Origin of the sequence: Nocardia sp. NPDC051750, assembly GCF_044453135.1 — a bacterium.
GTDB lineage: Bacteria > Actinomycetota > Actinomycetes > Mycobacteriales > Mycobacteriaceae > Nocardia.
Window position 1 is genome coordinate 448,458 of sequence record NZ_JBITCK010000007.1, and the last position, 25,048, is coordinate 473,505.

Sequence of the window (25,048 nt, forward strand, 5' to 3'; positions counted from 1 at the left end):
GCTATTCGAGCCATACCAGGTATTGCGGAATCGGATGCTCTCTGGCATCCTGACCTGTTCGGCCAGACCGAGCCACCCTGGAGGGTGACACCAACGAGCTGCCCGACGGGGTTGGCGAGGGGTGGCCATCGGTGTCCCGTCCGGGTCGGTCGATGACCAGATCCCATCCCCGCGGGCACGTTCGACCTGCCGTCGGCGTATCCAGCCCGTGATCGTCTGGCGCACAGACCGTCCGGGACGCCGAATCCGTCTCGACCTGTCCGATCGGTTCGCCATCGGGTAGCGTTCTGTCCAGCTTTCGATCGTTCGATCACACCGGGGCCGGGGTGCGCGTGGTCCGTAGGGGGCGTGGAGAAGTTTCGTGGAACCTGTGCGGGAACAATCCCGGAAGGCCCCGGCTCGGCCGGGTGCAGAGATCGTCGCGCAGCTGGCGGCGGATCCGGACCTACCCGATGCGACCGCCGCGGTGATCCGGGCGGCCCTGGCACCACCGGAACCGGCAGCGGGCCCGGAAGCCGTCGGCAACGAGGCCGGGTTCGGACTCGGCGGGATCTTCTTGCGGGCCATCCGCATCGAGGGTTTCCGCGGTATCGGTCCGGCCACCGCGCTGGAATTGCCCGCCGGTCCCGGGCTCACCCTGGTCACCGGCCGTAACGGTAGCGGGAAGTCGAGTTTCGCCGAGGCCGCCGAACTCGCGCTCACCGGCGCGAATCGACGGTGGGACGGCCGTTCGGCCGCCTGGCGGGAGGGTTGGCGCAATCTGCACCGATCCGGCCCGGTACGCATCGAAGTGGAATTGCGTACCGATGGACCGCCCGCCGCGCTGACCGTGGCCCGCGAATGGGCGGCCGGTGCGCCGCTGACCGGCGGTGAATGGACTCAGCGCCGGGACGGTGAGCCGCTCGCCGCGTTCCCGGCCGGCGACTGGGCCGCGCCACTGGAGCTGTATCGACCGTTCCTGTCCTACAGCGAACTCGGCGCGCTGGTCGACGGGAAACCCAGTGAACTGTTCGATGCCCTGCACCAGTTGCTCGGCCTGGACGAACTGATCAGCGCGCACGAACGGATCCGCTCCGGGCGGCTGGAGATGGAGAGCGCGGTCCGGTCGGCCCGCCGGGAGCGGCAGGCCCTGCTGGCGGAACTGTCCGGGGTCGCCGACGAACGGGCGTCGCGCGCCGGTCGGATACTCCGGCAGCCCGAACCCGATCTCGCGGAGCTCGAACGACTGCTCACCGACGCGGGCGGGTCGGAACCGGCCGCGTTGCGTGCCGTGCTGGCTCTCGAATTGCCCGCGGCGGGCCGGGTCGCGGCACTGCTCACTCGATTGCGTACCGCACAGTCGGCGGTATCGGCGGCCACCTCACCCGAAGCCGTGGCGGATCTGCGGGTCCTCGATCTGCTGCGGATGGCGTACCTCCATAGCGCCGGACCGGAAGACGCTCTGGGCGCTCGGGGCCCGATCGGACCCGGCCATCAAGAGCCCGCCCCCCGGCCCGGCAGCGCGGACGAGGCCGGGTGCCCGTGCCCGGTCTGTGGCCGGGGAGTTCTGGACCGGCAATGGCAGACCGAGACCGCCGCCGCGGTCGCCGAACTGTCGGAACGGACCGCGGATCTACGTCGCGCCCGCGCCGAACTGGCAACTGTGCTCGCGGAACTCCGGGCGTCGATCGGCGACGTTCCCACGGAACTGGCTGTCGCCGAACCCGCCTACCTCGATACCGGCGCCCTGCGCGACACCTGGATGCGGTGGGGACAGCTGGCCGGACACGAGAACCCGTCGCCGGACGATCTCGGCGCCGTCTACGACCGGTTGTCCACCGAACTGGGATTCCTGCGGCACCGTGCCGCCAAGGAACTGGACCGGGTGGAACAGGTGTGGGCGCCGCTGGCCCCGCGCTTGCGCGCCTGGCTGGAACTCGCCCGGACGGTGACCGCCCGGGCCACCGAACTGACCATCGCCCGCGCCGCCGAGGACTGGCTGAAATCGGCGACCGCGCAGGTCCGCGACGAACGACTGGCCCCGCTCGCCGGTACCGCCCGCTGGGTATGGCAGAGCCTGCGCCAGCAGAGCAGTGTGGAACTCGGTGGAATCCGGTTACAGGGCAATGCGAACAGTGCCCGCCGGGTACAACTCGATGTCACGGTGGACGAGGTGGACGGCGCCGCCCTCGGGGTGATGAGCCAAGGCGAGCTGCACGCGCTCGGCCTGGCGCTCTTCCTGCCCCGCGCGACGGTGGCCGCGAGCCCGTTCCGTTTCGTGCTGATCGACGACCCGGTGCAGGCGATGGACCCCGCCAAGGTCGACGGGCTGGCGCGGGTGCTGGCGACCGTCGCCTGGGACCGGCAGGTCGTGGTCTTCACCCACGACGACCGACTCGCGGAAGCGGTGCGCCGGATGCAGATCGACGCCCGCATCCTCGAAGTGCAGCGGCGGGAACGGTCGGTGGTCGAGATCCGGCTGTCCAGCGACCCCGTGCACCGCTACCTCGACGATGCTCGCGCACTGCTGCGGACCCCGCAGCTGCCCCGGGCCATTGCCGACGAACTGGTCGCCAGCTGCTGCCGCTCCGCGCTCGAAGCGGCCGGCCTGGCCCGCGCCAAACGGGATCTGCTCGCCGGGGGGATGGATCATCGCGAAGTGCAGCGGCGGATCGATACCGCACAATCCACCCGCGCCATGGTCGCGCTGGCGGTGCTGGGGCCCGGCCGCCGGATCGAGGATCTGAACAAACAACTCGCCAAGGAGGGCCGGTGGGCGGTCGAGGTCGTCCGCGACGCCACCGCGGGCGCCCATATCCCGATCGCGCGTGATCTGTCGGAACTGATCGCCGATACCGAACGTTTCGTGGACTGGCTGAACCGATGAGCCCGCACCGATCCGGCGACCGGGCCGACCGCGCCGAACGTCCGGCGGACCCGGAACCCGCGCGGAGCGGTGAACCCGACGCCCCCGGCAGCGGCACACGCCGCCGTGTCCGCGGGCCGGTCCGGCGTGGCCGCGATAAAGGCGGTACGCGGCGCCCGCACGGTCCGCCGGGACGCCGGGAGGCCCAGGATTCCCCACCCCGGCCCACGGTGACCGAACGGCTGACGGTGGTCGATCGCTTACTGGACGGTTCGGTTCCCGCCGCCGGGGCGGTCTGGTCCCGGGCGACCGCGTGGATTCTGCGGATCGCGCTCGAACAATCGGTGGACGATCTCTGGTCGCGGACCGAACCCGCCCTCGCGCGCTGCCCGATGCGTGCCCAGCTGCTGGCCCTGCGGGTGATCGCCGGCCCGCCCACCGCGGCGCGGACAGCCGCGCTGTGGACTGCTCTGTCGCATGCCGCGCATCACCACGACCACGAGCTGGCACCGGGCCTCGGCGAATTACGGCGCTGGCGCGAGGACACCGAGCGGATCGTCGCCGAGCTGGCCGCGGTCCGTCGCTGAACCTGCCGTGCGAACCGGGGAACACTGGCGGATGCGCGAGCTGTGCCGCCAGCTGCCCGGACCTTTCCGCGCCGGCCCGCGAGTTCCGGTATTTCCGTGCGGCGCAGAATCGGGGGGTGGACGAAACGGAGCCGTGCCCCTGCCGTCGCGGCGACACGCTCGCCGAATGCTGCGGCCCGTTGCTGGCGGGCAGTCCCGCGCCGAGCGCCGAAGCGCTCATGCGTTCGCGCTACACCGCGTTCGCGCTCGGGGACGCCGATTATCTGCGCCGGTCCTGGCACCCCGACACCCGCCCGGTGCGGTTGGCGCTCGATCCGGGACGCCGCTGGTTGTTCCTGGAGATACAGCGGGTGACCGGCGGCGGGCCCTTCGACCGATCCGGGACGGTGGAGTTCACCGCCCACTACCGTGACCCCGGCGGTCGCGGGCAGTTGCACGAGATCAGCCGGTTCGCCCGGGCCGGCGGATCGTGGTGCTACGTGGACGGCGATATCGAGCCGTGACCGCGGGCCGCGGACTCGTCCGGTCCCGCGGCACGACCGGCGGTACTGTGCACGCTATGCCACGTATCGCCATCGAATACTGCACCCAGTGCCGCTGGTTGCTGCGGGCGAGCTGGATGGCACAGGAACTCCTGAGTACCTTCACCACCGATATCGGGGAGGTTGCGCTGATTCCCGGCGAAGGCGGAATCTTCCGGATCACCGTCGACGGCGATGAGGTGTGGGAGCGCAAAGCCGACGGGGGATTCCCCGATATCGCCGTGCTGAAGCAGCGCGTGCGCGACCGGATCGCGCCGGCCCGCGATCTCGGTCATATTGATCGCGCCGGCGATCCCACGGCTGAATCAGGCGGTTGACGGCGGTCGAGCCGGGCACCGGTCAGCGGGCCGGCTATCCGCCCGCGCCCGAGCCGCCCCGGGAATCGTGGGTGGTGCGCCGGTTCAGGCGCAGCAGCCGCCTCCGCAACATCCGCCGCCGCCCGCCGGTGCGGGAGCCGATACCGCCGCCGGCGCCGCGGCGCGTCCGGTCGTCGCGAAGGTGGTGAGCAGTTTCACCGTGTCGTCGTGGCCACCGGGGCAGACCGCCGGGTCCGATGCCTGCGCCATCGGACGGTTGACCTCGAAGGTGTTGCCGCAGCTGCGGCAACGGAATTCATAACTCGGCATGGCCGAATTCTAGAGACGTTCCGATCCGGTGTTGGTGGGTGCGACGCGATATTTCCGGAACCGAACTGTAACCGGATCGCCCGTACCCTCGAATGCACAGGTAGAGGAGGTCTGTGATGAATGTCCAGTACTTCGAGGTAGCGCCTGCTGTGGGCGATTCCGCACCGGTGGCCCGGACCGAGTTCGGTGCGGTCCGGGGGACCCGGGAGGGGCCGGTATCGGTCTGGCGCGGAATTCCGTATGCGGCCGCACCGGCCGGTCCGCGCCGCTTCCGGCCGCCGCGCGCACCGGAACGCTGGGACGGGATCCGCGACTGTACGGCCTTCGGCCGGATCGCTCCGCAGGATATGGCCAACACCGTGCCCATGGACCGTTCCCTGGCGATGGGCGAGGACTGCCTCTGGTTGAACGTCTGGGCCCCCGCGTCGACCGCCGACGAGCCGCGTCCGGTGCTGGTCTGGTTGCACGGCGGCGCCTACTGCCTGGGATCGGCCGCGCAGGCCGTCTACGACGGCAGCAACCTCGCGACGACCGGCGACGTGGTGGTCGTCACGGTGAACTACCGGGTGGGAGCTCTGGGCTTCCTCGATCTGTCCTCGCTCTCGGACGAGTTCGTGCCCAACCTGGGGCTCCTCGACCAGCTCGCCGCATTGGAGTGGGTGCGCGACAATATCGCCGGATTCGGCGGCGACCCCGGCAATGTGACCCTGTTCGGGGAGTCCTCCGGCGCCGGCTGTGTCACCGCGCTGCTCACCGCGCCGCGCGCCGCGGGCCTGTTCCACCGCGCCATCGCACAGAGCCCGCCCGCGACCACCGTCTACGGCCGGGAACGCGCCGCCCGGGTGGCCGACCGTTTCCTCGAACTGGCGGAACTCCCGAGGTCACGGGCCGGCGAACTGCTGACCTGCCCGATCGAACGGATCGTGCAGGCCGCTGCGGTACTGATCGACGAGGTTCCGCTGCAGGCCCCGGGGACGCTGGCCGCGGCGCCGGTGGTGGACGAGGATCTGCTGCCCGGTTACCCCACCGACCGGTTTCGCGACGGCCGCTCGCACCGGGTGCCGCTTATCATCGGCACCAACAAGGACGAGGCGTCGCTGTTCCGGCTGTTCCGGTCACCGATCATGCCGGTCACCCCGGACGCGGTGAACACCATGCTCGAGCAGGTACAGGCCAGCCATCCGGACCTGTCGCCCGACCGGGTCGCCGAGATCACCGCGGTGTACCCCGACCTGGCGAAGCCGCGCGGAGCACTGGCCATGTCCACCGACGCCGCGTTCCGGATGCCCGCTCTCTGGGTGGCCGACGGTCATTCCCAGCACTCACGCACCTGGATGTACCGCTTCGACCACGCGACCCCGATGCTGCGGGCTGCCCGGGTCGGTGCCGGGCACGCCACGGAACTGCCGTACGTCTTCGGCAACTTCGGCACCTTCGACCACGACCCCACCTTCTGGCTGGGCGGGCGTCGGCAGGCCACGGAGGTGTCGGGCCGGATGATGCGCCGCTGGCTGGCTTTCGCCGCCCACGGCGTTCCGGCCGCGCTCGACGGTTCCAAGCACTGGCCGCCCTACCACCCGGAATCCCGGGAAACGCTGGTCATCGACACCGTCGACCGGGTGGTCCCGGATCCCGAAGGGGACCTGCTCACCGCCTGGGGAGAACGCGCCGTCGGCTTTGCTTGATTTCCCGGGTGGGCTGCTACACGTCCGTTGAGAACCGGATACCGCCGTCGGGGATCTGCACGCCGGGCCAGACTCGGGCGCCGCGGAGGAGTTCGCAGCGGGCGCCGACGCTGGCGCCGTCGCCGATAACGCCGTCGCGGACCAGGGCGCGCGGGCCGATGCGGGCGCCGAACCCGATGATCGAGCGTTCCACGGTGGCGCCTGCTTCCACTTTGGCGCCGTCGAAGAGGATCGCCCCGTCGAGGCGGGCGCCCGCGCCGACCTCGGCGCCGCGGCCGACCACGGTGCCGCCGATGAGCAGGGCTCCGGGTGCTATTCCGGCGCCCTCGTGGACCAGCGATTCGCCGCGCTGCCCGGGCAGCACCGACGAGGGGGCGATACCGCGGACCAGGTCGGCCGAACCGCGGACGAAGTCCTCCGGGGTCCCCATATCGCGCCAGTACGAGGTGTCGACATGGCCCTGGACCCGGGCGCCCTCGGTGAGCAGCGCCGGGAAGACCTCGCGTTCCACCGAGACCGGCCGCCCGGCGGGGATCTTCTCGATGTATTCGCGCCGGAACACGTAGCAGCCGGCATTGATCTGATCGGTCGGCGGGTCCTGGGTTTTCTCCAGGAAGGCGGTGACCCGGCCGTCGGCGTCGGTGGGCACACAGCCGAAAGCGCGGGGGTCGCTCACCCGCACCAGGTGCAGGGTGACATCGGCCCGGGTGGTTTCGTGGGTTTTCAGGATGGCCCGCAGGTCGGTGCCGCCCAGAACGTCACCGTTGAACACCATGACGTTGTCCGCGGTGAGCCGGGGCAACACATTGCGGATACCGCCGCCGGTGCCCAGCGGTTCGGTTTCGGTGACGTATTCGAGCTGCAGGCCGAGGTCGGCGCCGTCACCGAAATGCTCCTCGAAGACCTCGGCCTTGTACGAGGTGCCCAGCACCACACGGGTGATGCCGGCTTCGGCGATCCGGGACAGCAGATGGGTCAGGAACGGCACACCCGCGGTGGGCAGCATCGGTTTGGGCGCCGACAGGGTCAGCGGCCGCAGCCGGGTGCCCTTGCCGCCGACCAGGATGACCGCTTCCGCGCCTGCTTGTGATGCCATGGAGCTCCCTTGTTCCCATCCGTCGTCGACCCGGCACGGCGCCGGTGCGGCTGGGCGGCCTGTTCCCGCCGCCGGTCAGCCGGCCTGTTCCCGCTGCCGTGCACGCAGTGCGGATCGAACCGCAATGCGGCAGCGGATCGCAAGTCCGGCCCGGAGTGCCCAGCGCAGCGGGGCCTGCCACCAGTGCGGATGCCGGTCGGCCTGGAAACGGTAGGCGCTGGCGTGGTGGGCGGGCAGCATCTTCTCCGGGTGGCGTCCGGCCGCGTGCCCTTTGGCATGGGTGACCTCGGCGTCGGGCACGAAAACGTTGTGCCAGCCCGCCCGGCCCATCCGGTCGCCGAAGTCGACGTCCTCCATGTACATGAAGTAGCGGGAATCGAAGCCGTCGATGGAGTCGAACGCTTCCCGGCGCACCAGCAGGCACGACCCGGACAGCCAGCCGACCGACCGTTCGGAGATCTCCTCGTTCTCCTGCCGGTAGCGGCGGGTCCACGGGTTGGTTTTCCAGACCGCGCCGAGGATGGCGTGCCCGGCGCCGTCGAGCAGGCCGGGCACCGACCGGGCGGACGGGTAGACGCTGCCGTCCGGTTCCCGGACCATCGGGCCGATCGCGCCCGCTCGGGGCCAGCGCTGGGCGGCTTCCAGCATGATGTCGATGGAGTCGTTGCCCCAGCGGATATCCGGGTTGGCGATCAGTACATAGTCGAGGTCGGGGTCGAGTTCGGCGACGGCGCGGTTGATGGCGCCGCCGTAGCCGATGTTCCCGCCGGTCGACAGGAAGCGCACATGGGCGTTCGCTTCGGCGACCAGTTCCGGGACGCCGTCGGTCGAACCGTTGTCGGCGAGGATGACCTGAGGTTTCTCCGCGGTCGCCGTGGTGAGGGTGCTGATGAAATGCTCGAGATGTTCGCCCGGTGAATACGTGACCGTGACCACGGCCAGGCGCGGCCGGTCATGCGGGTGACCCGGGGTATCGGAGGCGTTCACAGCGCCCCACCCTAATGCGCGGGGCCGGTCAGTGCCTCGGTCAGTGCGGATTCCCAGGGGCGTAACGGTGTCAGGCCCGCGTTCTGCCAGGTCGCGCCGGAGAGCACGGAGAAGGCGGGCCGGGGCGCGGGCCGGGGGAACTCGGCGGAGGTGCACGGTCGCACGCGCCCGGGATCGGCGCCGATACCGGCGAAAACCGCGCGCGCCAGGTCGAACCAGCTCGCCCGGCCCGAATTCGTGGCGTGCAGTACCGCGGGGGGATCGGGGTGATGCGCGAGTTCGAGCAGCCCGGCGGCGAGGTCGGCGGCGTAGGTGGGGGAGCCGATCTGGTCGGTGACGACGTTCACGGTGTCGCGTTCGCGTTCCAGCCGGCGCATGGTGGCGACGAAATCGCCGTCGGTGCCCCGGTACACCCAGGCTGTCCGGACGATCTGCGCGTGCGGGCTGTTCTCCCGGACGGCAAGTTCTCCGGCCAGTTTGGAGCGGCCGTAGACGGTGGTTGGGCCGGTCGGGTCGCCGGGTTCGTACGGGGCGGTCCCGGTGCCGGGGAACACATAGTCGGTGGAGAGGTGGATGAGCCGGGCACCGCTCCGGGCACAGGCCGCCGCCAGGACGGCCGGACCGGTCGCGTTACCCGCGAAGGCCGCCTCGGGTTCCGATTCGGCCCGGTCGACCGCGGTGAAGGCGGCACAATTGATGACGATATCGCCCGGCCGCAGTGCCGATTCCACGGCTGCCGGGTCGGTGATGTCCAGCAGGGATCGCGGATAGGCGCGGGCGGCGGGCGCCAGCCGGAGCAGTTCCCGGCCGACCTGCCCGCCGGCCCCGGTGATCACGAGCCGGGCGGTGAGGTCGGTGCCGGGTGGTACTACATCGTTCACCGGCCCAGTCTGGCACGCCGTCGATTCGCCGAATCGGTGTCAGTAGGGCTGCCGTTGGTTAGCCTGCGTGGTGCGGAAGGTGTTTCGACGGCATACGCGAAGTGGATCGGGGTCCTCGACCGATCCGTACAGGGGAGAGGAAGTTCAAAGGTGGCGCAGCGTGGGGAGCCGACGTTGTGGAGTCCGGTGCGGGTGTTCGTCGCGTCGGTTGCTCTGATTGTGCTGGTGGGTACCGGATTCGCCTGGCGCGGGGTGGATTCGCTGGTGTCGAATATCGAGCGGATCACCGATCTGGGCCTGGGCGGTGGCCAGCGCGACGGTGCGGTGGACATTCTGCTCGTGGGCGTGGATTCACGCACCGATGCCAAGGGTGATCCGCTCAGCGACGCCGAACGTGCGATGCTGCACGCGGGTGACGAGATCGGCACCAATACCGACACCGTCGTGCTGGTGCGGGTACCCAACGACGGTAGTTCGGCCACCGCGATCTCGATTCCCCGCGATGCCTACGTAGATATTCCCGGGATGAACAAGGGCAAGATCAACTCTGCCTACGGCATCACCAAACAGACCGTGCAGGACGATTTGCTCGCCGACGGTGCCACGCCGGAGGAGGCCGAGGAGAAATCCACCCAGCGCGGCCGGCAGGCCCTGATTCGATCCGTGGCCGGACTCACCGGGATTACCGTCGACCATTACGCCGAGGTCAGCCTCCTCGGGTTCGTCCTGCTCACCGATGCGGTCGGCGGTGTGGACGTCTGCCTGCGGAACCCGGTCGACGAACCGCTGTCCGGTGCGTATTTCCCCGCCGGCCGCCAGAAACTGGACGGACCGCAAGCCTTGAGTTTCGTCCGGCAGCGGCACAACCTCGAACGCGGCGATCTGGACCGCATCGTCCGTCAGCAGGTGTTCATGGCCCAGCTCGTGCACCAGGTGATCAGCGCCGATACGCTGAGCAACCCGAGCCGGCTGCGCGAACTCAGTGACGCGGTCGGCCGCACCGTCGTACTCGACGAGGACTGGGACCTGCTGGGGTTCCTGAACCAGCTCCAGGATCTCACCGCCGGGAACGTCACTTTCGAAACCATTCCGGTCGCCGACCTCAACGGCACCACCACCAACGGGGAGTCCGTGGTCCGGGTCGAACCCGACGAGGTGCGGGATTACGTCGCCGGGCTGGTCGGCGAAGAACCCGCCACCGCCGAATCGAGCGCTACCACCGCGGCGCCGGACATCGACGCGGGAACGGTGGAGGTGAACGTCTACAACTCCAGTTCGGTCGCCGGCCTGGCCGGATCCGTATCGGGGGAACTCACGGCACTCGGTTATGTCCAGGGCGAGGTGGGTAACTATCCGGATGACCCGGTGTCGCAGAGTCAGGTGCTTGCCGCGTCGAGTTCGGATCCGGGTGCCGCGGCGGTCGCCGTATCGCTCGGTGGCCTCCCGGTCGTCTCGGATCCCTCGGTCGCGGCGGGGACGGTGAGCGTCGTGCTGGCGAGCGACTACGCTGGCCCCGGATCCGGTAGCGAGGATGTGATCGATTTCGGCGAATCGTCGACATCGGCCACCCCGGTGCCGCCCGCGCCGCCCATCGCGGCGGCCGGAGACGGACCCACCTGTGTGAACTGAACCCTGTGTGAATTGGACGCAGAAAGCAGACGATGCGCGACGTAGACCAGGCCACGACCCTCCCCGAAGCGGTGCTCGAGCCGATTCTGGAACGCGAACCCGCCGCACCCCGGATCACCTGGTACGACGACGCGACCGGCGCGCGTATCGAGCTCTCCGGTCTGACGCTGGCGAACTGGGCCGCCAAAACCGGCAATCTCATCCGCGACGAATTCGGGCTCACCCCCGGCGCCCGGGTCGCGGTACTGCTGCCCGCCCACTGGCAGACCGCGGCGGTCCTGCTCGGCTGCTGGTGGGCCGGAACCGAGGTGGTATTGCAACCGGATCCCGACGCGGAACTGGTCTTCGCCGCCGCCGACCGGCTGGCCGAAACCGAGGATGCCCCCGAGGTCGCGGCGCTGTCCCTGGACCCGATGGGTGCGCCGGTGCGCGATCTGCCGATCGGCGTCACCGACTACGCGACCGCGGTCCGGGTCCACGGCGACCAATTCCGCCCCGGCGGTGCGGGTGCCGCGCTGGACGGTATGCCGGTGCCGGAGGTTCTCACCGCGGCCCGGAAATCGGCGGCGCGGCAAGGATTCTCGGAAACCGACCGGGTCCTGTCCAGCGGCAGCTGGGATACCGCCGAGGAACTGATCGACCGCTACCTCGCGGTGCTCGTCGCGGGTGCCTCGCTGGTGCAGGTGACCGAACCCGATCCGGCGCTGCGGGATCGGCGCGTCGAGACCGAACGGGTCACCCTGATTCTCTGACCGGTTGTCCTACCACGGTAGGTGGGCGAAGTCCGACTCCGGCAGGTTCCGCCGCGGCGGCGCAGTGCGTAGCGTCGACGGCGAGGCGATGGCGCAACCACGGAGGGGTCGGATGAAACCGCAATACGTGTACCGGTGGGTCAACAATCACGGGCTGATTCGGGCGGCGAAGCAGGTGAAGTTGCGCCGGGGCGATCTGTTCGCCCGGCTCAACGGCGGGCCGGAAGGTATCGAGAATCCGTATGCGCTGATCGAAGAGCTGCGCGGCGCCGGAGGACTGCATCGGGTGCCGCCCGTCTGGGTTACCTTCGACCACGACCTGTGCCGGGAAATCCTGCGGGACAACCGTTTCGGTACCGGTATGCCGAATGTGCTCCGCCTGCCGGACAAGGCACAGCGGGCGCTGGAACGGTGGCCGGTCCCGCCCAACCCGGTGGACCCGCCGTCCATGCTGATGATCGACCAGCCGGAACACACGCGGATGCGTAAACCCGTGGCCGCGGCCTTCACCCCGCGCGCGGTCGCCCGGCTACGGGACCGGGTCACCACGGTCACCGACGAACTCCTCGCCGCTCTACCCGATAACGGGCCCGCCGATCTGGTCACCGAATTCGCGGCCCAGGTCCCGATCGCCATCATCTCCGAGATGCTCGGCTTCCCGGACGCCGATCGCGAGATGTTCCTGCACTGGGGCGACGACATCAGCCCGCTGCTCGACCTCGGAATCTCCTGGCAGGCGCACAGCCGGGCGATGGAATCCTCCGAACGGGTCCACCGGTACCTGCTGGACCATATCGAGCGACTCCGCGCCGAGCCCGGCGACGACATCCTCAGCAGCCTCGTCACCGCGGGCGAGCTGTCCACCTACGAACTGTGCGCGTCGGCCACCCTGCTCATGGGTGCGGGATTCGAAACCACCGTCAACCTCATCGGCAAGGGCATCATCTGGCTGCTGAACCACCCGGACCAGCTGGACCGTCTCCGCGCCGAACCGGACCTCTGGCCGAACGCGGTCGAAGAAATCCTGCGCATCGACGCACCGGTGCAGACCACCGCCCGGACCGCGCGCACCGACCTCGAGATCGCGGGCCGCCGCCTCCGCGCAGGCTCCACGGTGGTCCTCTCCCTGGCCGGCGCGAATCGTGATCCCGCGGTGTTCCCCGACCCGGCCCGTTTCGATATCACCCGGGAAAATGCCAAGAACCACCTGGGTTTCAGCAGCGGAATCCACGTCTGCCTCGGCGCCGGCCTGGCCCGTATGGAAGCCGTCCACGCCCTGCGCGCCCTCCTGGAAACATTCCCCGACCTGCGCCTCACCGCTCCACCCACCCGCCGCCCCTTGTTCACCCTCCACGGTTACTCCCACCTCCCGGTCCACACCGGCCCGCGAGTCCGCACCAGAGTCTGATTGCGCTGGCTCTGGCGGCCTCGATCAAGGCAGTACCGTCCGACGTGACATTCCTGCCGACCGTGCCCACGGTGGCGCCGAGTTCAGCGAGGCCTTGGAGGTTTTGGCCCGCGTCGCCGTTCAGTCCTCGTAGCGCATGCGGCGCAGCCGCGAGTCTCGAGGGCTGAACGGCGACGCCAAGGGGGGACAAAACCCCGCGCGCCGGAGGCGCGCCATAATACACAGCGTGGCTGATGTTGCGGTAGTTGGATCCGGGCCCAACGGGCTTGCGGCGGCGGTGATGATGGCCGGGGCCGGGCTCGAGGTCGAGGTGTACGAGGCGGGGGAGACGCTGGGGGGTGGGTGCCGGACCTCGGAAGTGACGCTTCCGGGGTTCCGGCACGATATCTGCGCCGGCGCGCATCCCATGGCCTACGCCTCCCCGTTCTTCCGCGCGTTCGACCTGGCAGCGCACGGGGTGGAACTGCTCGCCCCGGCCGCTTCCTACGCGCACCCGCTCGATTCGGGGGTCGCGGGGGTGGCGTGGCGGGACCTGGACCGGACCGTGGACGAATTGGGTCGTGACGGGAAGGCGTGGCGCGGACTGTTCGCACCACTGGTCCGCGACTGGCCGGCGGTGGTGGACACCGCCATGTCCGATATGCGGCATGTTCCGATCTCACCGGCGGCGATCCGGTTCGGGCTCCGGCTGCTGGAGCAGGCGTCACCCCTGTGGAACACCCGGTTCTCGGGACAGGTCGCCCCGGCATTGTTCACCGGGGTCGCCACGCATGTCATCACCCCGCCGCGGGCCCTGCCGGCCGTCGGGGCCGGGTTGCTGCTGGCCACCCTGGGGCATGTCGGCGGCTGGCCGGTACCGCGCGGCGGCAGCCAGGCGATCGTGGACGCGCTCGCCGCGGAACTGCGCCGGCGTGGCGGGCGAGTGATCACCGGGCATCGGGTGGACTCGCTGGCCGAGCTCGGTGACACCCGGGCGATCCTGTGCGACACCTCCCCGGCCGAACTCGTGCGCATCGCCGGCGACGGTCTCCCGGCCGGTTATCGCCGCCGGCTCGAACGAGTCCGGTACGGCGCGGGTGCCTGCAAGGTCGATTTCGCGCTGTCCGGTCCGGTGCCGTGGCAGGCGCCGGGGTGCGCCGAGGCGGGGACCCTGCACCTGGTCGGTAGTCGCGCCGAGGCCTTGGCCGCCGAACACGCGGTCGCCGCGGGGGTACACACCGATCGTCCGTACACGCTGGTCATCCAGCCCGGGGTCGTCGACCCCACCCGAGCCCCGGCGGGACAGCACACGCTGTACGCCTACGGTCATGTCCCGCACGGCTCCGATCGAGATATCAGCGATCTGATGGTGGGTCAGATCGAACGCTTCGCGCCCGGGTTCCGCGATCTGATCCTCGCGAAACACGTCCGCACCGCCGCCGATATGCCCGCATACAACGCGAATTACGTGGGCGGGGATATCAATGCCGGTGCGATGACCGTGTGGCAGACGGTCTTCCGGCCGGCGCCCCGCTGGAACCCGTACAGCACGGGGCTGCCCGGCGTCTATCTGTGCTCGTCGGCCACCCCACCGGGTGGCGGGGTGCACGGGATGGCCGGTACCCATGCCGCGGCGCATGCGCTGCGCACCGTCTTCGGTAACCGCACGGACCCCTTCGATCTGGTCGCCGCGACCGCCGCGGACCGCTAGACCTTCGTCGCGGACTCCCGGTACAGGTCCGGTTCCAGGTAGATGACCCGGGCCGTCGGTACGGCGGCCCGGATGCGGCTCTCCGCCTCGTCGATACCCGCCGCGATCTGCGCGATATCCAGCCCCGGCACCACCGCGACCTTGGCCGCCACCAGCAACTCCTCCGGGCCGATGTACTGGGTCTTCATATGGATGAGGCGATCGATGGTCGTACCGTCGGCGACGTTTTCGCGGATCGCCCGGTCCTCGTCCGCGGTCGCGCCCTCACCGATCAGCAGGCTGTGCATCTCGATGATCAGGATGATCGCGATGATCCCGAGCAGCGCGCCGATGGCCAGGGTTCCGACACCGTCCCACACCGGATCACCGGTGAGCATGGTCAGCCCGACACCGCCCAGCGCCAGTACGAGCCCGATCAGCGCCCCGGTATCCTCCAACAGCACCACGGGCAGCTCCGGGCTCCGTGAATTACGGATGAACTGCCACCAGCTCGCCCGGCCCTTGAGCGGTTTCGATTCCCTGACCGCGGTGATGAAACTGTAGGTCTCCAGTCCGATGGCGATCACCAGGATCACGACGGCCACGATCGGCGAGTTCAGTTCCTCGGGGTGCTGCACCTTGTGGATGCCCTCGTACAGGGCGTACACGGAACCCAGCGTGAACAACACCAGCGCCACCACGAACGAATAGAAGTAGCGGCTGCGCCCGTACCCGAACGGATGCAGTTCGTCGGCTTCCTGCTGGGCCCGGTTCTGCCCGAACAACAGCAACCCCTGGTTCGCGGTATCGGCGACCGAGTGCACACCCTCGGCGAGCATCGAGGCCGAGCCGGTGATCGCCGCACCCACGAATTTCGCCGCCGCGATCCCGGCATTCGCCGTCAACGCGGCAAGGATTGCCTTCTTACTTCCACCAGCCGACATCTGCCCACCTGTGTTTTCGGCGCGCTGGCGCGCGCGGGTTCGGGGCCCCCTCGTGTCTCGAATCTTCACTCCGCCGCTCCTCCGCTTCGCTCCCCCGCTCCGTCAGTCCAGATCCGAGACGGGCCCCGAACCAAACCACCGAAGGCCCACCATCTCACTGGGGCCGGAGGGAGCGCGCGCAGGTCGGAAGAAGGAAGACCCTGGCAGGCCCACAGCATTGTAAACGTTGTGTTTTCGGCGCGCCGGATGCGCAGGACCGCGAAAACTCCGGCACTTCCGGCCTCTGCCGAGCCGAATCGCTACTCCTACTCTCCTAAGCAGGCACAGAAGAGGGTAGTGGGGCCATCGGCGGCCTGGGCGCGGATATCGGTGTCGGTGGCCGAGATCCAGGCCGCGGTGCCGCGGTCGAGGTGTACTTCCGAGGACCCGTCCAGGAGGCGGGCCGAGCCGGCGGTGCACAGGACGATTCCCGGGCCCGCATCGGTGAGGGGAACCAGCGCGGATCCCGCGGTGAGGTCGAAGCGGCGGAGGGCGAATTCCGGTGCGGGGGTGGGGTAGCGCACGGACCCGTCGCCGGCTGGTTGCGGAAGGACCAGGGGCAGGTCGATGGGTTCGAAATCCAGCACTTTCAGCAATTCCGGCACGTCGACGTGTTTGGGAGTGAGTCCACCGCGCAGCACATTGTCCGAGTTCGCCATGATCTCCACCGCCACCCCGCGCAGATAGGCGTGCAGATTCCCGGCGGCCAGGAACAGGCCCTGGCCGGGTTGCAGGGTGATCCGGTTCAGCAGCAGTGCCGCCAGCACGCCCGCGTCGCCCGGGTAGGCCTCGGCGAGTTCCAGAGTGGTTTGCGCCTCGGCCGCGAATTCGCGTTTCGTATTGAACAGGTAGCGCACGCAGCCGTCCAGTACCGCGGGCAGCACCGCGTCCAGCACGGTGGGCGGCAGGGTGATCCAGCTGGTGAACAGCGTGCGGAGGCCGTCGGAATCCGGTTGCGCGGCCAGCAGGTCCGCGTAGTTGCCGAGTTCGGCGACGTCCAGTTCGCGGAACAATTCCACCGTGCGCAGCGGGTCACGGAAACCGGCGAGTGCCTCGAATCGTTCCAGTGCGACGACCAGTTCGGGTTTGTGGCTGTCGTCGCGGTAGTTGCGCATGGGCGAATCGAGGGGGACCTGCTTGCGGTTCTCGCGGGCGAATCCCGCGGCCGCCTGTTCCGCGCTCGGATGCGCCTGTAGGGAGAGGGGTTCCTCGGCGGCCAGAATCTTCAGCAGGAACGGCAATCGGTCGTCGAATCGTGCCGCGGCGGCGCCCAGTTCGCGCTCGGGCTGGGCCGAGACCACCTCGAGCAGGGAGCGTTTCTCGTCGCCGGTGCGAATATGAGCTGGGTCGGCAGGGTGGGCACCGAACCAGAGTTCTGCTTCCGGATGGGCGGAAGGGACCGGGCGGCCGCACAGTTCGGCGAGCGCGGTGCGCGAGCCCCAGGCATACGAGCGCAGCGCACCCACGAGTTCGTGCACTAGTAGTGTCCCCCGTCGTAACTGCCGGGGTCGCCCACCGCGACCGCCCGGCCGCCGATGAGCCGCAGGTACGCGGCCGTCATCTCCCAGCGCAGCGCCAGCACGGCGAGACGTTCCAGCTCCGCGCCGGCCCGAGGGGACGGCTCGGGTGCGGGTTCGGCCGCGGCGGCGCGCGACGGGTCCGCGGGAACCATTTCGATATCGGCCGTCACCAGGTCGGCGTCGACCGTTCCGCCACCGGCGCCACCGAATAGCGCGAGTTTGCGACGCGCGGCGGGCGTATCGGAATCGGTGCTGCACAAGAAGATCCGCTTCTTCTCGACCGGTGGCGGACCGTCCAGCTGTTCGTCGTGGAACAGCGGATCGTAGTCCGGGGCGGCCGCGGTGGCGGTGTCCACCAGTTGCGGTAGCGCGGCGACCGCCACGGCCAGGTCCACCGCGGTGGCGGTACGGCCCGCCGATTGCAGGAGTACCTCCGCGGCATGGACCGCCAGTTCGGTGGTCGCGGCGGTATCGCCGGTGAGGATCAGCCCGCGCTGCTGGGTGCGGGCGGCCAGGTTCTTGGCGGGATTGTGGAACACCTCGTGCTGCGGACCGTCGCGCAGCGCCTCGGTGTCGAGCATATCGGCCAGCTCGGCGAGGTCGGGCAGTTCGGCCGATCCGCGGGTGGAGTCGATCGCCCGCAGCACCGCGATCCCGGCCCCGAGGTAGCGCAGGAGCCGATTGTCGTCCAGGACCGGGACGCGCGGCTCCAGCAGGGCAGCCCGCCCGGCCGCCGCCGCGCGCAGCGGACCTTCGTTCGGCGCCGCCACGACCACTTCCGCGCCGCGGCGCACGGCCCGGTCCACCGCGTCGATGAGCCGGGGGTCGCCGGCATCGTCACCGCTGACCAGCACCACATCCAGGGGGCCCGCCCAGGACGGCACCGTGGTGACCGGGACCAGCGGTAGTCCGGCCCGGTCGCCGAGCGCGGCCACCAGCAGGCCGGCCGCGCGGCTGGCCCGGCCCGGACCGGAAACGAACAGTAGGCTGCGTGGGCGCAGACCGCTCAGCCGGCCGAGTGCGTTCTCGGCCACGGCCGCCGCGGTCGCCCGCACCTGGGCGCCACCGGATGCGGCGGATCGAAGGGCGCCGCCGGTATCGGCGGCCTCGAGCATTGCGGCATCGTCCAGATCGAGTACCGGGGTATCAGCGATCATCGGGCGTGGCACCTCCCCTCATCGCGCTGTTATCGGTCGCCGCCACCGCCCGGGTCGTGGACACCGGGCCTGGAACGGGCGAATCCACGGTGTGTATTTCCACTATTCCAGTCAGGCGCGGACGATGCGCAGAATCTCGGTCACGAGTGCGTCTACTTCCTCCGGTGTACGGGCTTCGACGTTGAGCCGTAGTAGCGGTTCGGTATTGGAGGCGCGGAGGTTGAACCACGCATCGTCGGTCAGCTGCACCGTGACCCCGTCGAGCCGGTCCACCGCGACCGCGCGGCCGGTGAACGCGTCGAGCACCGCGTCGGTGCGCTCACCGGCGTCGGCGACGGTCGAGTTGATCTCGCCGGAGGCCGCGTACCCGGTATAGGAGCCCATCAGTTCCGAGATCGGCCGGTCTTTCTCACCCAGCGCGGCCAGGACGTGCAGCGCGGCCAGCATCCCGGAATCGGCGCCCCAGAAATCCCGGAAGTAGTAGTGCGCGGAATGTTCCCCGCCGAATACCGCGCCGGTATCGGCCATGAGCTGTTTGATGAACGAATGCCCGACCCGGGACCGCACCGCGTTACCGCCCAGTTCGGTCACCAGTTCCGGTACCGACCGCGAGGTGATCAGGTTGTGGATGATCGTGGCGCCGGGCTCCGCACCCAGCTCGCGTTCGGCGACCAGGGCCGTGATCGCCGAGGGCGAGACCGGGTCGCCCTGTTCGTCGACCACGAAGCAGCGGTCGGCGTCACCGTCGAAGGCCAGCCCGATATCGGCGCCGGACTCGCGGACCAGTTTCTGCAGATCGACCAGGTTCGCCGGATCGAGCGGGTTGGCCTCGTGGTTCGGGAAGGAACCGTCCAGGTCGAAGTACAGCGGCACGATCTTCACCTGGGGCAGTGCCCCGAGCACAGCGGGAACGGTATGCCCGCCCATCCCGTTACCGGCGTCCACCGCCACGGTCAGCGGGCGGATATCGTCCAGGTTCACCAGGTCGCGCAGGAACGCCGCATAGTCGTCGAGTAGATCGGTTTCCGTGGCGGTACCGGGTTGCCCGTCGTAGCCCGGCACGCCCGCGGCGATCTCCGCGGCGATCACCGCGAGGCCGGTGTCCTGGCCCACCGGCAGCGCCCGGGGCCGGCAGAGTTTGATGCCGTTGTAGCGCGCGGGGTTGTGGCTGGCGGTGAACATCGCACCCGGGCAGTCGAGGGTGCCCGAAGCGAAATACAGCTGATCGGTGGAGGCGAGGCCGATCTGCACCACATCCAGGCCCTGCGCCAGCACGCCCTCGGCAAACGCGGCCACCAGCTGCGGTGACGAGGCCCGCATATCGTGACCGATGACGATGCGCCCCGCGCCTTCGCCCCGCATGAGCCGGGCGAACGCCGAGCCGGTATCCCGGACGAAATCGGTATCGAGCTGGTCTCCGACCACACCACGGATGTCGTAGGCCTTGATCACCGCGTTCACAGACTCGGCAGAGCGGGCGACTGTCATAGCGCCTACCCTAGTAGGTCCGTTCGGGAGCAGTCCCGACCGTCTGGCCGAACGCGCCTATCCCGCAACCTTCGCGGTTCCGCGCGCCGGCGACCGGGCGACGGATCGGCGCCGCAGGCGGCTCGGCTCAGCTGGGGGGATCGGGGAGAACCCGCAGATGCCCACGACGTCCCGTGCGCGTGGGCCGCGGGGGCGGATTGTGCTCGCGGTAGCCGCGCTGCTCCGGTTCCGGCGGGCGGCGGCGTAGGCCCGCCTCGCGCACCGCCTCGGCCAGTGCCGTGAGGTCGTCGTCGTCGGGGCTGGTGGCGAAACCGCCTTCGTGCCGGACCATGTCCCAGCCCTTGGGGGCGGTGATCCGGGAGGCGTGCGTGGCGCAGAGGTCCCAGGAATGGGGTTCGGCTACCGTCGCCAGCGGACCCACCACAGCGGTGGAGTCGGAGTAAACATAGGTCAGCGTCGCGACGGCCGGATTCTTGCAGCCGGGTCGGCAGCAACGACGCATGGAGATCACGTCGATGAGAGTAACCCGCCGGGTGCGCCCGGGTGGGGCAGACACGCTTACGGATCCGGTTGTGCACGGCGCGTCGGGGTGTGATCTGTATCTATGGAGGCGCTCCGCGCCTCGAGATGGCGGGGCCTGTCAACCCCTGCACTCCTCCGCTTCGCTCCCCCGCTCCGTCGCTCCAGGTCGGGGGGCGGGCCCCGCCACAGAATGTTTGGCCGGGGGATCCGGCTGACGTCGACCGTGGGGTTCGTAGGTTCGGGGGAGGGGTGGGGACCGGTTATTCCGGTTCGGGGTCTATTACGTCGGGGTCGACTCCGAGGTAGGTGGCGATCTGCTGTACCAGTACTTCGCGTAGCAAGTCCACCAGATCGTCCGGATCGCCGGCGCGTAGCTCGAGTGGTTTGCGGAAGAGCACCACCCGGGCGCGGATAGGAGTGCCGTGCCGGTCGACCCCGGCCGGGATGAGCCGGGACAGCGGTACCGGGCCGTCCGCCACCACCTCGTCCGGCCAGGTGACCGAATCCGGGTGCAGGGGGCGGATTTTCGGGACATCGTCGACAGCGATATCCAGTTTGGTGAGGCGATCGTGCCAGCGGGTGTCCAGCGGCGCGAACGCCTCCAGGACGAGCCGGTCGAATTTCTGGCCGCGGGTACGCCAGGCCGGGACGGTGGGCGGCAGCATGGGCCCGCGCACACCGCGGCCCCGGCGGCTGACCGACCGGGCGGTCGGCGGTGTGTGGTTGCGGGATCGTGCCATGTATTCGAACGTTAGTCACCGGCCACCGATCGCGACGGCCCGCCCCGGCTACCTGCTCCGGGGCGCACCGACGCGAGCGGTGTCGTCAGCCGATACCGCGCTTGAGGCGCCGGCGCTCCCGCTCCGACAGGCCGCCCCAGATTCCGAACCGCTCGTCGTGTGCGAGCGCGTATTCCAGGCATTCGTCGCGGACCTCGCACCCCATGCAGATGCGCTTGGCCTCGCGGGTGGAGCCACCCTTCTCCGGGAAGAAGGCCTCCGGGTCGGTCTCCGCGCAGAGTGCGCGCTCCTGCCATTGTTCTTCGATGGAGTCGAACATTTCGTCGAAACCGGTCACGATCAGGCTGAGCCGGGGAGTCGATTCTCGCTCACTCCGATCGTGATCGGTCCAGCCGTTGTCAGCAGCGACGCTTCGTGCTGCGCCTGCTGTGGAATCGGTTCGCGATACACCCACCGGAATGCCGGCCGGGGCCAGTTCTTCGGCCATCGCTCCGCCTCCTCACTGTGTGTTAGCGCAGAATGATTTCTTTCCGTCGATCCATACGCATAATCGACGGCCTAACTCCGCGATGTTGTCTCGCGGACTTCCCCGAGCCCGTCATTCGAATTCGAACATCTGTTCGAATTTCCGTTCGCGCCTTGTACTTCCCGCGCGGTCCGGAATGACATGTCTGTGATTAGACACGCCGCCAGGTGTGATGGTCAAGCCACCGTCACTATTCCGTTACTATCCCGCGCGGCATTCCGAGTCGATCTTGTGACCCGAATAGCAAATGAGCGGCAAATATAGCGGAAGACGCACCATTTCCGGAGCGGCATAGGGTGTACAGATGTGACTTCACAACAAGCGGACATCGGGCCCGCCAATGGTCCCCGTATCGCCGTCCTGGTCGGCGGAGTCGGTGGCGCGCGGTTCCTGCTGGGCGTCCGGGAGCTGCTGCCCGAAGCGAAGGTTTCGGCCATCGTCAATGTGGGCGATGACGTCTGGATGCACGGGCTGAGAATTTGCCCCGACCTCGATACCTGCATGTATACGCTCGGTGGCGGAATCGACCCGGAGCGCGGCTGGGGCCGGCTCGGGGAAACCTGGCACGCGAAGGAAGAGTTGGCGAAATATCACGCCCAACCGGACTGGTTCGGTCTGGGGGATCGGGATATCGCCACACACCTGGTTCGCACCGAAATGTTGCGTGCCGGCTATCCGCTCTCGGCGGTTACCGAGGCGCTGTGCAAACGCTGGCAACCGGGCGTCGAACTTGTCCCGGCAACCGACGATCGCTGCGAAACGCATGTTGTTATCAGCGACTCGGACGACCCCAGCGAACGCCGCGCGATTCATTTTCAGGAGTGGTGGGTTCGCTACCGCGCCGACGTCCGAACTCACGGATTCGCCACAATCGGAGCGGATGACGCCAAACCGGCACCGAATGTGACTGAACTCATAGCCGATGCAGATGTTGTATTACTGGCTCCCTCGAACCCGGTTGTCAGCGTCGGATCGATCTTGGCGGTCCCGGGAATCCGGGGTGCGTTGCGTACCACGGCGGCACCCGTGATCGGGGTGTCGCCGGTGATCGACGGAAAGCCCTTGCGGGGGATGGCCGACGAATGCCTGTCGGTGATCGGGGTGGAGACCACCGCCGAGGCCGTGGGTCGCCACTACGGATCCCGTTCGGCCACCGGCATTCTCGACGGCTGGCTGACCCACACCACCGACACCGCCGAGGTACCCGGTGTCGAGGTGCGCAGCGTTCCGCTGTTGATGACGGACCCGCCGACGACGGCCGAAATGGTGCGTGCCGCGCTCGATCTGGCAGGAGTGAAGCTGTGACGGAGTCGTTTCCCGAGGTAATTGCCGATCACGCCGCCGCGCAATTAGAGATATTTCCTATCACCGGATTACCCGAATTCCGGCCCGGCGACGACCTCGCCGAACATATCGCCGCCCGCGCCCCGTGGCTGGCGGACGGGGATGTGCTGGTGGTTACCAGCAAGATCGTCGCCAAGGCCGAGGGGCGGATCGTGGCCGCGCCCAGGGATCCGGACCAGCGCGATATCGCCCGGCGGCAGCTGGTGGAACAGGAAGCGGTTCGCGTGGTGGCCCGCCGCGGTCGCACGCTGATCACCGAGAACCGGCTCGGTATCGTGCAGGCCGCGTCCGGGGTGGACGGATCCAATGTGGAGCGTGACGAACTGGTGCTGCTCCCGGCCGATCCGGACGGCAGCGCGAAGGGTCTGCGCTCGGCACTGGCGACCCGCCTCGGTGTGAATACGGCAGTGGTGATCACCGACACGATGGGGCGCGCCTGGCGCAACGGGCAGACCGATATCGCCATCGGCTCCGCGGGACTGCGTGTGCTGCACGACTATTCGGGTTCCGTGGATGGTCAGGGCAACGAGTTGCAGGTCACGCAGGTGGCGATCGCGGACGAGCTGGCCGCCGCGGCGGATCTGGTGAAGGGCAAGCTGGGCGGCGTACCGATTGCCGTGGTGCGTGGACTCACGGTCACCGACAACGGTTCCAGCGCGGCCGATCTGGTCCGGGCGGGAACCGACGATCTGTTCTGGCTCGGTACGGCCGAGGCCATCCAGCGGGGCCGCGAGGAGGCGGTGCTGCTGCGGCGCTCGGTCCGTAGTTTCGCCCCCGCTCCGGTCGATCCGGAACGGATCAGAGCCGCGACCGCGGTGGCGCTGACCGCGCCCGCGCCGCACCACACGCGTCCGGTGCGTTTCGTCTGGCTGCGTGATCGGGTGCGCCGGGAACGGCTGCTCACGGCGATGGCCGGACAGTGGCGGGCCGACCTCACCGCGGACGGTCTGGACCCCGAGCGGGTGGAGCGGCGGGTGAACCGCGGCCGCATCCTGTTCGACGCCCCGGAAGTGATCATTCCGTGCGGTGTGCCCGACGGGGCACACGACTATCCGGACGATCGTCGCCGGGCCGCCGAACAGACCATGTTCACCGTCGCTGTCGGTGCGGCGGTCCAGGGGCTGCTGGTCGCCTTGGCGACCGAGGGTCTCGGCAGCTGCTGGATCGGTTCGACAATCTTCGCGCCCGAGGTCACCCGTGAGGTGCTCGGCCTCGACGGCGACTGGAACCCGCTGGGAGCCATCGCGATCGGCCACCCCGCCGAGGAGTTGACGCCGCGTGTGCCGGCTGATCCGGCCGCGGGCCTGGTGGAGCTGTGACCGCCGAATCGCTGCATGCCTCGGCGACCGAACTGCTCACCGCGTGGAAACCGGACGCCGGCCCCGAAGCCTCGCTGCGGGAAGCGATGCTGGCATTCCTGGGTTCGGCGCCGCGTGGCTGTCTGCGTGAGCACGAACCCGGCCATATCACCGCATCGGCGGTGGTCTTCTCGTCGGACGGGCGGGAGGTGCTGTTGACCCTGCACCCCCGGGTGGGTCGTTGGATCCAGCTCGGCGGGCACTGCGAGGCCACCGACGCGACGGTGGCCGCGGCGGCGCTGCGTGAGGCCACCGAGGAATCCGGTATCGCGGAGCTGCGGCTGGAACCGGAACTCTATGGTGCCCAGGCGCATCCGATCACCTGCTCGCTCGGCAAGCCGACACGTCATCTGGATCTGCTGTTCCGGATCACCGCTCCGCCGGGTGCGGTACCGGTGCGCAGCGCGGAATCCACCGATCTGCGGTGGTGGCCGGTGGACGCGCTCCCCGCGGATGCCGATGTCCTGATCCGCTGACGCTCGCGCTGCCCGGCCGCTTGCGGTCGGGCAGCGGGCTCGGTCGCGGCCGGTATGCCCCGCGGTCGCATAACGTATGCGTCAACGCGAATCCCTTCTTTACCGAACTCATAAACGTGTCCACTTCGGGGCCTTCTCACGCTTACCGTCGAAAGAGTGTTGCGCGCAGTAGAGCGCGCCGGTGTGCGGAAGTGAGACAGCGGCGATGCCTGCCGAGCCCTACTAGA

Annotated in this window: 23 protein-coding genes; 12 read left to right on the plus strand and 11 right to left on the minus strand. The window is 69.1% G+C overall.

The window, feature by feature from the left end:
- Window positions 1-361: 361 nt before the first annotated feature.
- The 4 genes from ACIA75_RS29970 to ACIA75_RS29985 all read left to right on the plus strand — a co-directional run bounded on the left by ACIA75_RS29970 (window position 362) and on the right by ACIA75_RS29985 (window position 4,291).
- The gene (locus tag ACIA75_RS29970) at window positions 362-2,866 is read left to right on the plus strand and encodes an AAA family ATPase (protein ID WP_397109934.1); all 2,505 of its coding nucleotides are present in this window, start codon (window positions 362-364) and stop codon (window positions 2,864-2,866) included.
- Entirely contained in the window at window positions 2,863-3,432 is a 570-nt protein-coding gene (locus ACIA75_RS29975; protein ID WP_397109936.1) for a hypothetical protein, read from the plus strand. Before ACIA75_RS29970 ends, ACIA75_RS29975 begins: the two co-directional genes overlap by 4 nt.
- 116 nt (window positions 3,433-3,548) lie before the next feature.
- Window positions 3,549-3,935: a YchJ family protein gene (locus ACIA75_RS29980; RefSeq protein WP_397109938.1), complete on the plus strand. Its 387-nt coding sequence runs from the start codon at window positions 3,549-3,551 to the stop codon at window positions 3,933-3,935.
- Window positions 3,936-3,991: 56 nt separating this feature from the next.
- Window positions 3,992-4,291: a SelT/SelW/SelH family protein gene (locus ACIA75_RS29985; RefSeq protein ID WP_397109940.1), complete on the plus strand. Its 300-nt coding sequence runs from the start codon at window positions 3,992-3,994 to the stop codon at window positions 4,289-4,291.
- An 84-nt stretch (window positions 4,292-4,375) separates the two neighbouring features.
- On the opposite strand, the gene ACIA75_RS29990 is transcribed toward ACIA75_RS29985, so the two are convergent.
- Entirely contained in the window at window positions 4,376-4,600 is a 225-nt protein-coding gene (locus ACIA75_RS29990; RefSeq protein ID WP_397109942.1) for a zinc ribbon domain-containing protein, read from the minus strand.
- Window positions 4,601-4,716: 116 nt separating this feature from the next.
- On the opposite strand from ACIA75_RS29990, the gene ACIA75_RS29995 reads away from it, so the two are divergent.
- Window positions 4,717-6,285, plus strand: a complete 1,569-nt coding sequence (locus ACIA75_RS29995; protein ID WP_397109944.1) for a carboxylesterase/lipase family protein — start codon at window positions 4,717-4,719, stop codon at window positions 6,283-6,285.
- A 16-nt stretch (window positions 6,286-6,301) separates the two neighbouring features.
- Here the strand turns inward: ACIA75_RS29995 and ACIA75_RS30000 are convergent, their stop codons facing one another.
- The 3 genes from ACIA75_RS30000 to rfbD form a co-directional block, all read right to left on the minus strand.
- Window positions 6,302-7,381: a sugar phosphate nucleotidyltransferase gene (locus ACIA75_RS30000; RefSeq protein WP_397109946.1), complete on the minus strand. Its 1,080-nt coding sequence runs from the start codon at window positions 7,379-7,381 to the stop codon at window positions 6,302-6,304.
- A gap of 75 nt (window positions 7,382-7,456) precedes the next feature.
- On the minus strand, window positions 7,457-8,368 hold the full coding sequence (locus tag ACIA75_RS30005) for a glycosyltransferase family 2 protein (RefSeq protein WP_397109948.1): 912 nt from the start codon (window positions 8,366-8,368) through the stop codon (window positions 7,457-7,459).
- Between the two features lie 11 nt (window positions 8,369-8,379).
- The gene (rfbD, locus tag ACIA75_RS30010; RefSeq protein WP_397109950.1) at window positions 8,380-9,249 is read right to left on the minus strand and encodes a dTDP-4-dehydrorhamnose reductase; all 870 of its coding nucleotides are present in this window, start codon (window positions 9,247-9,249) and stop codon (window positions 8,380-8,382) included.
- Window positions 9,250-9,399: 150 nt separating this feature from the next.
- Here rfbD and ACIA75_RS30015 point away from each other — a divergent pair, with 150 nt between their 5' ends.
- From ACIA75_RS30015 to ACIA75_RS30030, 4 genes are all read left to right on the plus strand, one after another.
- On the plus strand, window positions 9,400-10,878 hold the full coding sequence (locus tag ACIA75_RS30015) for an LCP family protein (protein ID WP_397109952.1): 1,479 nt from the start codon (window positions 9,400-9,402) through the stop codon (window positions 10,876-10,878).
- 32 nt (window positions 10,879-10,910) lie between these two features.
- Complete coding sequence (locus tag ACIA75_RS30020; protein WP_397109954.1) at window positions 10,911-11,630, plus strand: TIGR03089 family protein; 720 nt, start codon at window positions 10,911-10,913, stop codon at window positions 11,628-11,630.
- 112 nt (window positions 11,631-11,742) lie between these two features.
- On the plus strand, window positions 11,743-13,038 hold the full coding sequence (locus ACIA75_RS30025; RefSeq protein ID WP_397109956.1) for a cytochrome P450: 1,296 nt from the start codon (window positions 11,743-11,745) through the stop codon (window positions 13,036-13,038).
- A gap of 226 nt (window positions 13,039-13,264) precedes the next feature.
- Window positions 13,265-14,728 (plus strand): phytoene desaturase family protein, encoded by a 1,464-nt coding sequence (locus ACIA75_RS30030; RefSeq protein ID WP_397109958.1) that lies wholly within the window; start codon window positions 13,265-13,267, stop codon window positions 14,726-14,728.
- On the opposite strand, the gene ACIA75_RS30035 is transcribed toward ACIA75_RS30030, so the two are convergent.
- From ACIA75_RS30035 to ACIA75_RS30065, 7 genes are all read right to left on the minus strand, one after another.
- Window positions 14,725-15,651 (minus strand): cation diffusion facilitator family transporter, encoded by a 927-nt coding sequence (locus tag ACIA75_RS30035; protein ID WP_397109960.1) that lies wholly within the window; start codon window positions 15,649-15,651, stop codon window positions 14,725-14,727. The genes ACIA75_RS30030 and ACIA75_RS30035 overlap by 4 nt on opposite strands.
- A 305-nt stretch (window positions 15,652-15,956) precedes the next feature.
- Window positions 15,957-17,168 (minus strand): mannose-6-phosphate isomerase, class I, encoded by a 1,212-nt coding sequence (manA, locus tag ACIA75_RS30040; RefSeq protein ID WP_397109962.1) that lies wholly within the window; start codon window positions 17,166-17,168, stop codon window positions 15,957-15,959.
- Window positions 17,168-18,367, minus strand: coding sequence for a tobH protein (locus tag ACIA75_RS30045; protein ID WP_397109964.1), 1,200 nt, complete (start codon window positions 18,365-18,367; stop codon window positions 17,168-17,170). Before ACIA75_RS30045 ends, manA begins: the two co-directional genes overlap by 1 nt.
- Window positions 18,368-18,478: 111 nt before the next feature.
- Window positions 18,479-19,855, minus strand: a complete 1,377-nt coding sequence (locus ACIA75_RS30050; RefSeq protein ID WP_397109966.1) for a phosphomannomutase/phosphoglucomutase — start codon at window positions 19,853-19,855, stop codon at window positions 18,479-18,481.
- A 127-nt stretch (window positions 19,856-19,982) separates the two neighbouring features.
- A complete protein-coding gene (locus tag ACIA75_RS30055) occupies window positions 19,983-20,357 on the minus strand; it encodes a DUF3499 domain-containing protein (protein ID WP_397110336.1) in 375 nt (124 codons plus the stop codon).
- Window positions 20,358-20,637: 280 nt separating this feature from the next.
- A complete protein-coding gene (locus ACIA75_RS30060; protein ID WP_397109968.1) occupies window positions 20,638-21,117 on the minus strand; it encodes a metallopeptidase family protein in 480 nt (159 codons plus the stop codon).
- Window positions 21,118-21,202: 85 nt separating this feature from the next.
- A complete protein-coding gene (locus tag ACIA75_RS30065; protein WP_033243613.1) occupies window positions 21,203-21,436 on the minus strand; it encodes a WhiB family transcriptional regulator in 234 nt (77 codons plus the stop codon).
- Window positions 21,437-21,970: 534 nt separating this feature from the next.
- Here ACIA75_RS30065 and cofD point away from each other — a divergent pair.
- Genes cofD through ACIA75_RS30080 form a run of 3 tightly spaced genes read left to right on the plus strand, consistent with a single transcriptional unit; the run spans window position 21,971 to window position 24,821 of the window.
- On the plus strand, window positions 21,971-22,948 hold the full coding sequence (cofD, locus tag ACIA75_RS30070) for a 2-phospho-L-lactate transferase (protein ID WP_397110338.1): 978 nt from the start codon (window positions 21,971-21,973) through the stop codon (window positions 22,946-22,948).
- On the plus strand, window positions 22,945-24,306 hold the full coding sequence (locus tag ACIA75_RS30075) for a coenzyme F420-0:L-glutamate ligase (protein ID WP_397109970.1): 1,362 nt from the start codon (window positions 22,945-22,947) through the stop codon (window positions 24,304-24,306). Before cofD ends, ACIA75_RS30075 begins: the two co-directional genes overlap by 4 nt.
- On the plus strand, window positions 24,303-24,821 hold the full coding sequence (locus tag ACIA75_RS30080; RefSeq protein WP_397109972.1) for an NUDIX hydrolase: 519 nt from the start codon (window positions 24,303-24,305) through the stop codon (window positions 24,819-24,821). The genes ACIA75_RS30075 and ACIA75_RS30080 overlap by 4 nt, the downstream gene beginning before the upstream one ends.
- The last annotated feature ends 227 nt before the right edge of the window (window positions 24,822-25,048 follow it).

Bases quoted from the DNA above. Each gene is read 5' to 3' on its own strand.
- ACIA75_RS29975 (WP_397109936.1), top strand. From the start codon at position 2,863: ATGAGCCCGCACCGATCCGGCGACCGGGCCGACCGCGCCGAACGTCCG.
- ACIA75_RS30060 (WP_397109968.1), bottom strand. From the start codon at position 21,117: ATGGCACGATCCCGCAACCACACACCGCCGACCGCCCGGTCGGTCAGC.
- ACIA75_RS30065 (WP_033243613.1), bottom strand. From the start codon at position 21,436: ATGTTCGACTCCATCGAAGAACAATGGCAGGAGCGCGCACTCTGCGCG.
- ACIA75_RS30020 (WP_397109954.1), top strand. From the start codon at position 10,911: ATGCGCGACGTAGACCAGGCCACGACCCTCCCCGAAGCGGTGCTCGAG.
- ACIA75_RS29990 (WP_397109942.1), bottom strand. From the start codon at position 4,600: ATGCCGAGTTATGAATTCCGTTGCCGCAGCTGCGGCAACACCTTCGAG.
- ACIA75_RS30000 (WP_397109946.1), bottom strand. From the start codon at position 7,381: ATGGCATCACAAGCAGGCGCGGAAGCGGTCATCCTGGTCGGCGGCAAG.
- ACIA75_RS29985 (WP_397109940.1), top strand. From the start codon at position 3,992: ATGCCACGTATCGCCATCGAATACTGCACCCAGTGCCGCTGGTTGCTG.
- ACIA75_RS30025 (WP_397109956.1), top strand. From the start codon at position 11,743: ATGAAACCGCAATACGTGTACCGGTGGGTCAACAATCACGGGCTGATT.
- ACIA75_RS30055 (WP_397110336.1), bottom strand. From the start codon at position 20,357: ATGCGTCGTTGCTGCCGACCCGGCTGCAAGAATCCGGCCGTCGCGACG.
- ACIA75_RS30035 (WP_397109960.1), bottom strand. From the start codon at position 15,651: ATGTCGGCTGGTGGAAGTAAGAAGGCAATCCTTGCCGCGTTGACGGCG.
- ACIA75_RS29995 (WP_397109944.1), top strand. From the start codon at position 4,717: ATGAATGTCCAGTACTTCGAGGTAGCGCCTGCTGTGGGCGATTCCGCA.
- ACIA75_RS30050 (WP_397109966.1), bottom strand. From the start codon at position 19,855: ATGACAGTCGCCCGCTCTGCCGAGTCTGTGAACGCGGTGATCAAGGCC.
- ACIA75_RS30045 (WP_397109964.1), bottom strand. From the start codon at position 18,367: ATGATCGCTGATACCCCGGTACTCGATCTGGACGATGCCGCAATGCTC.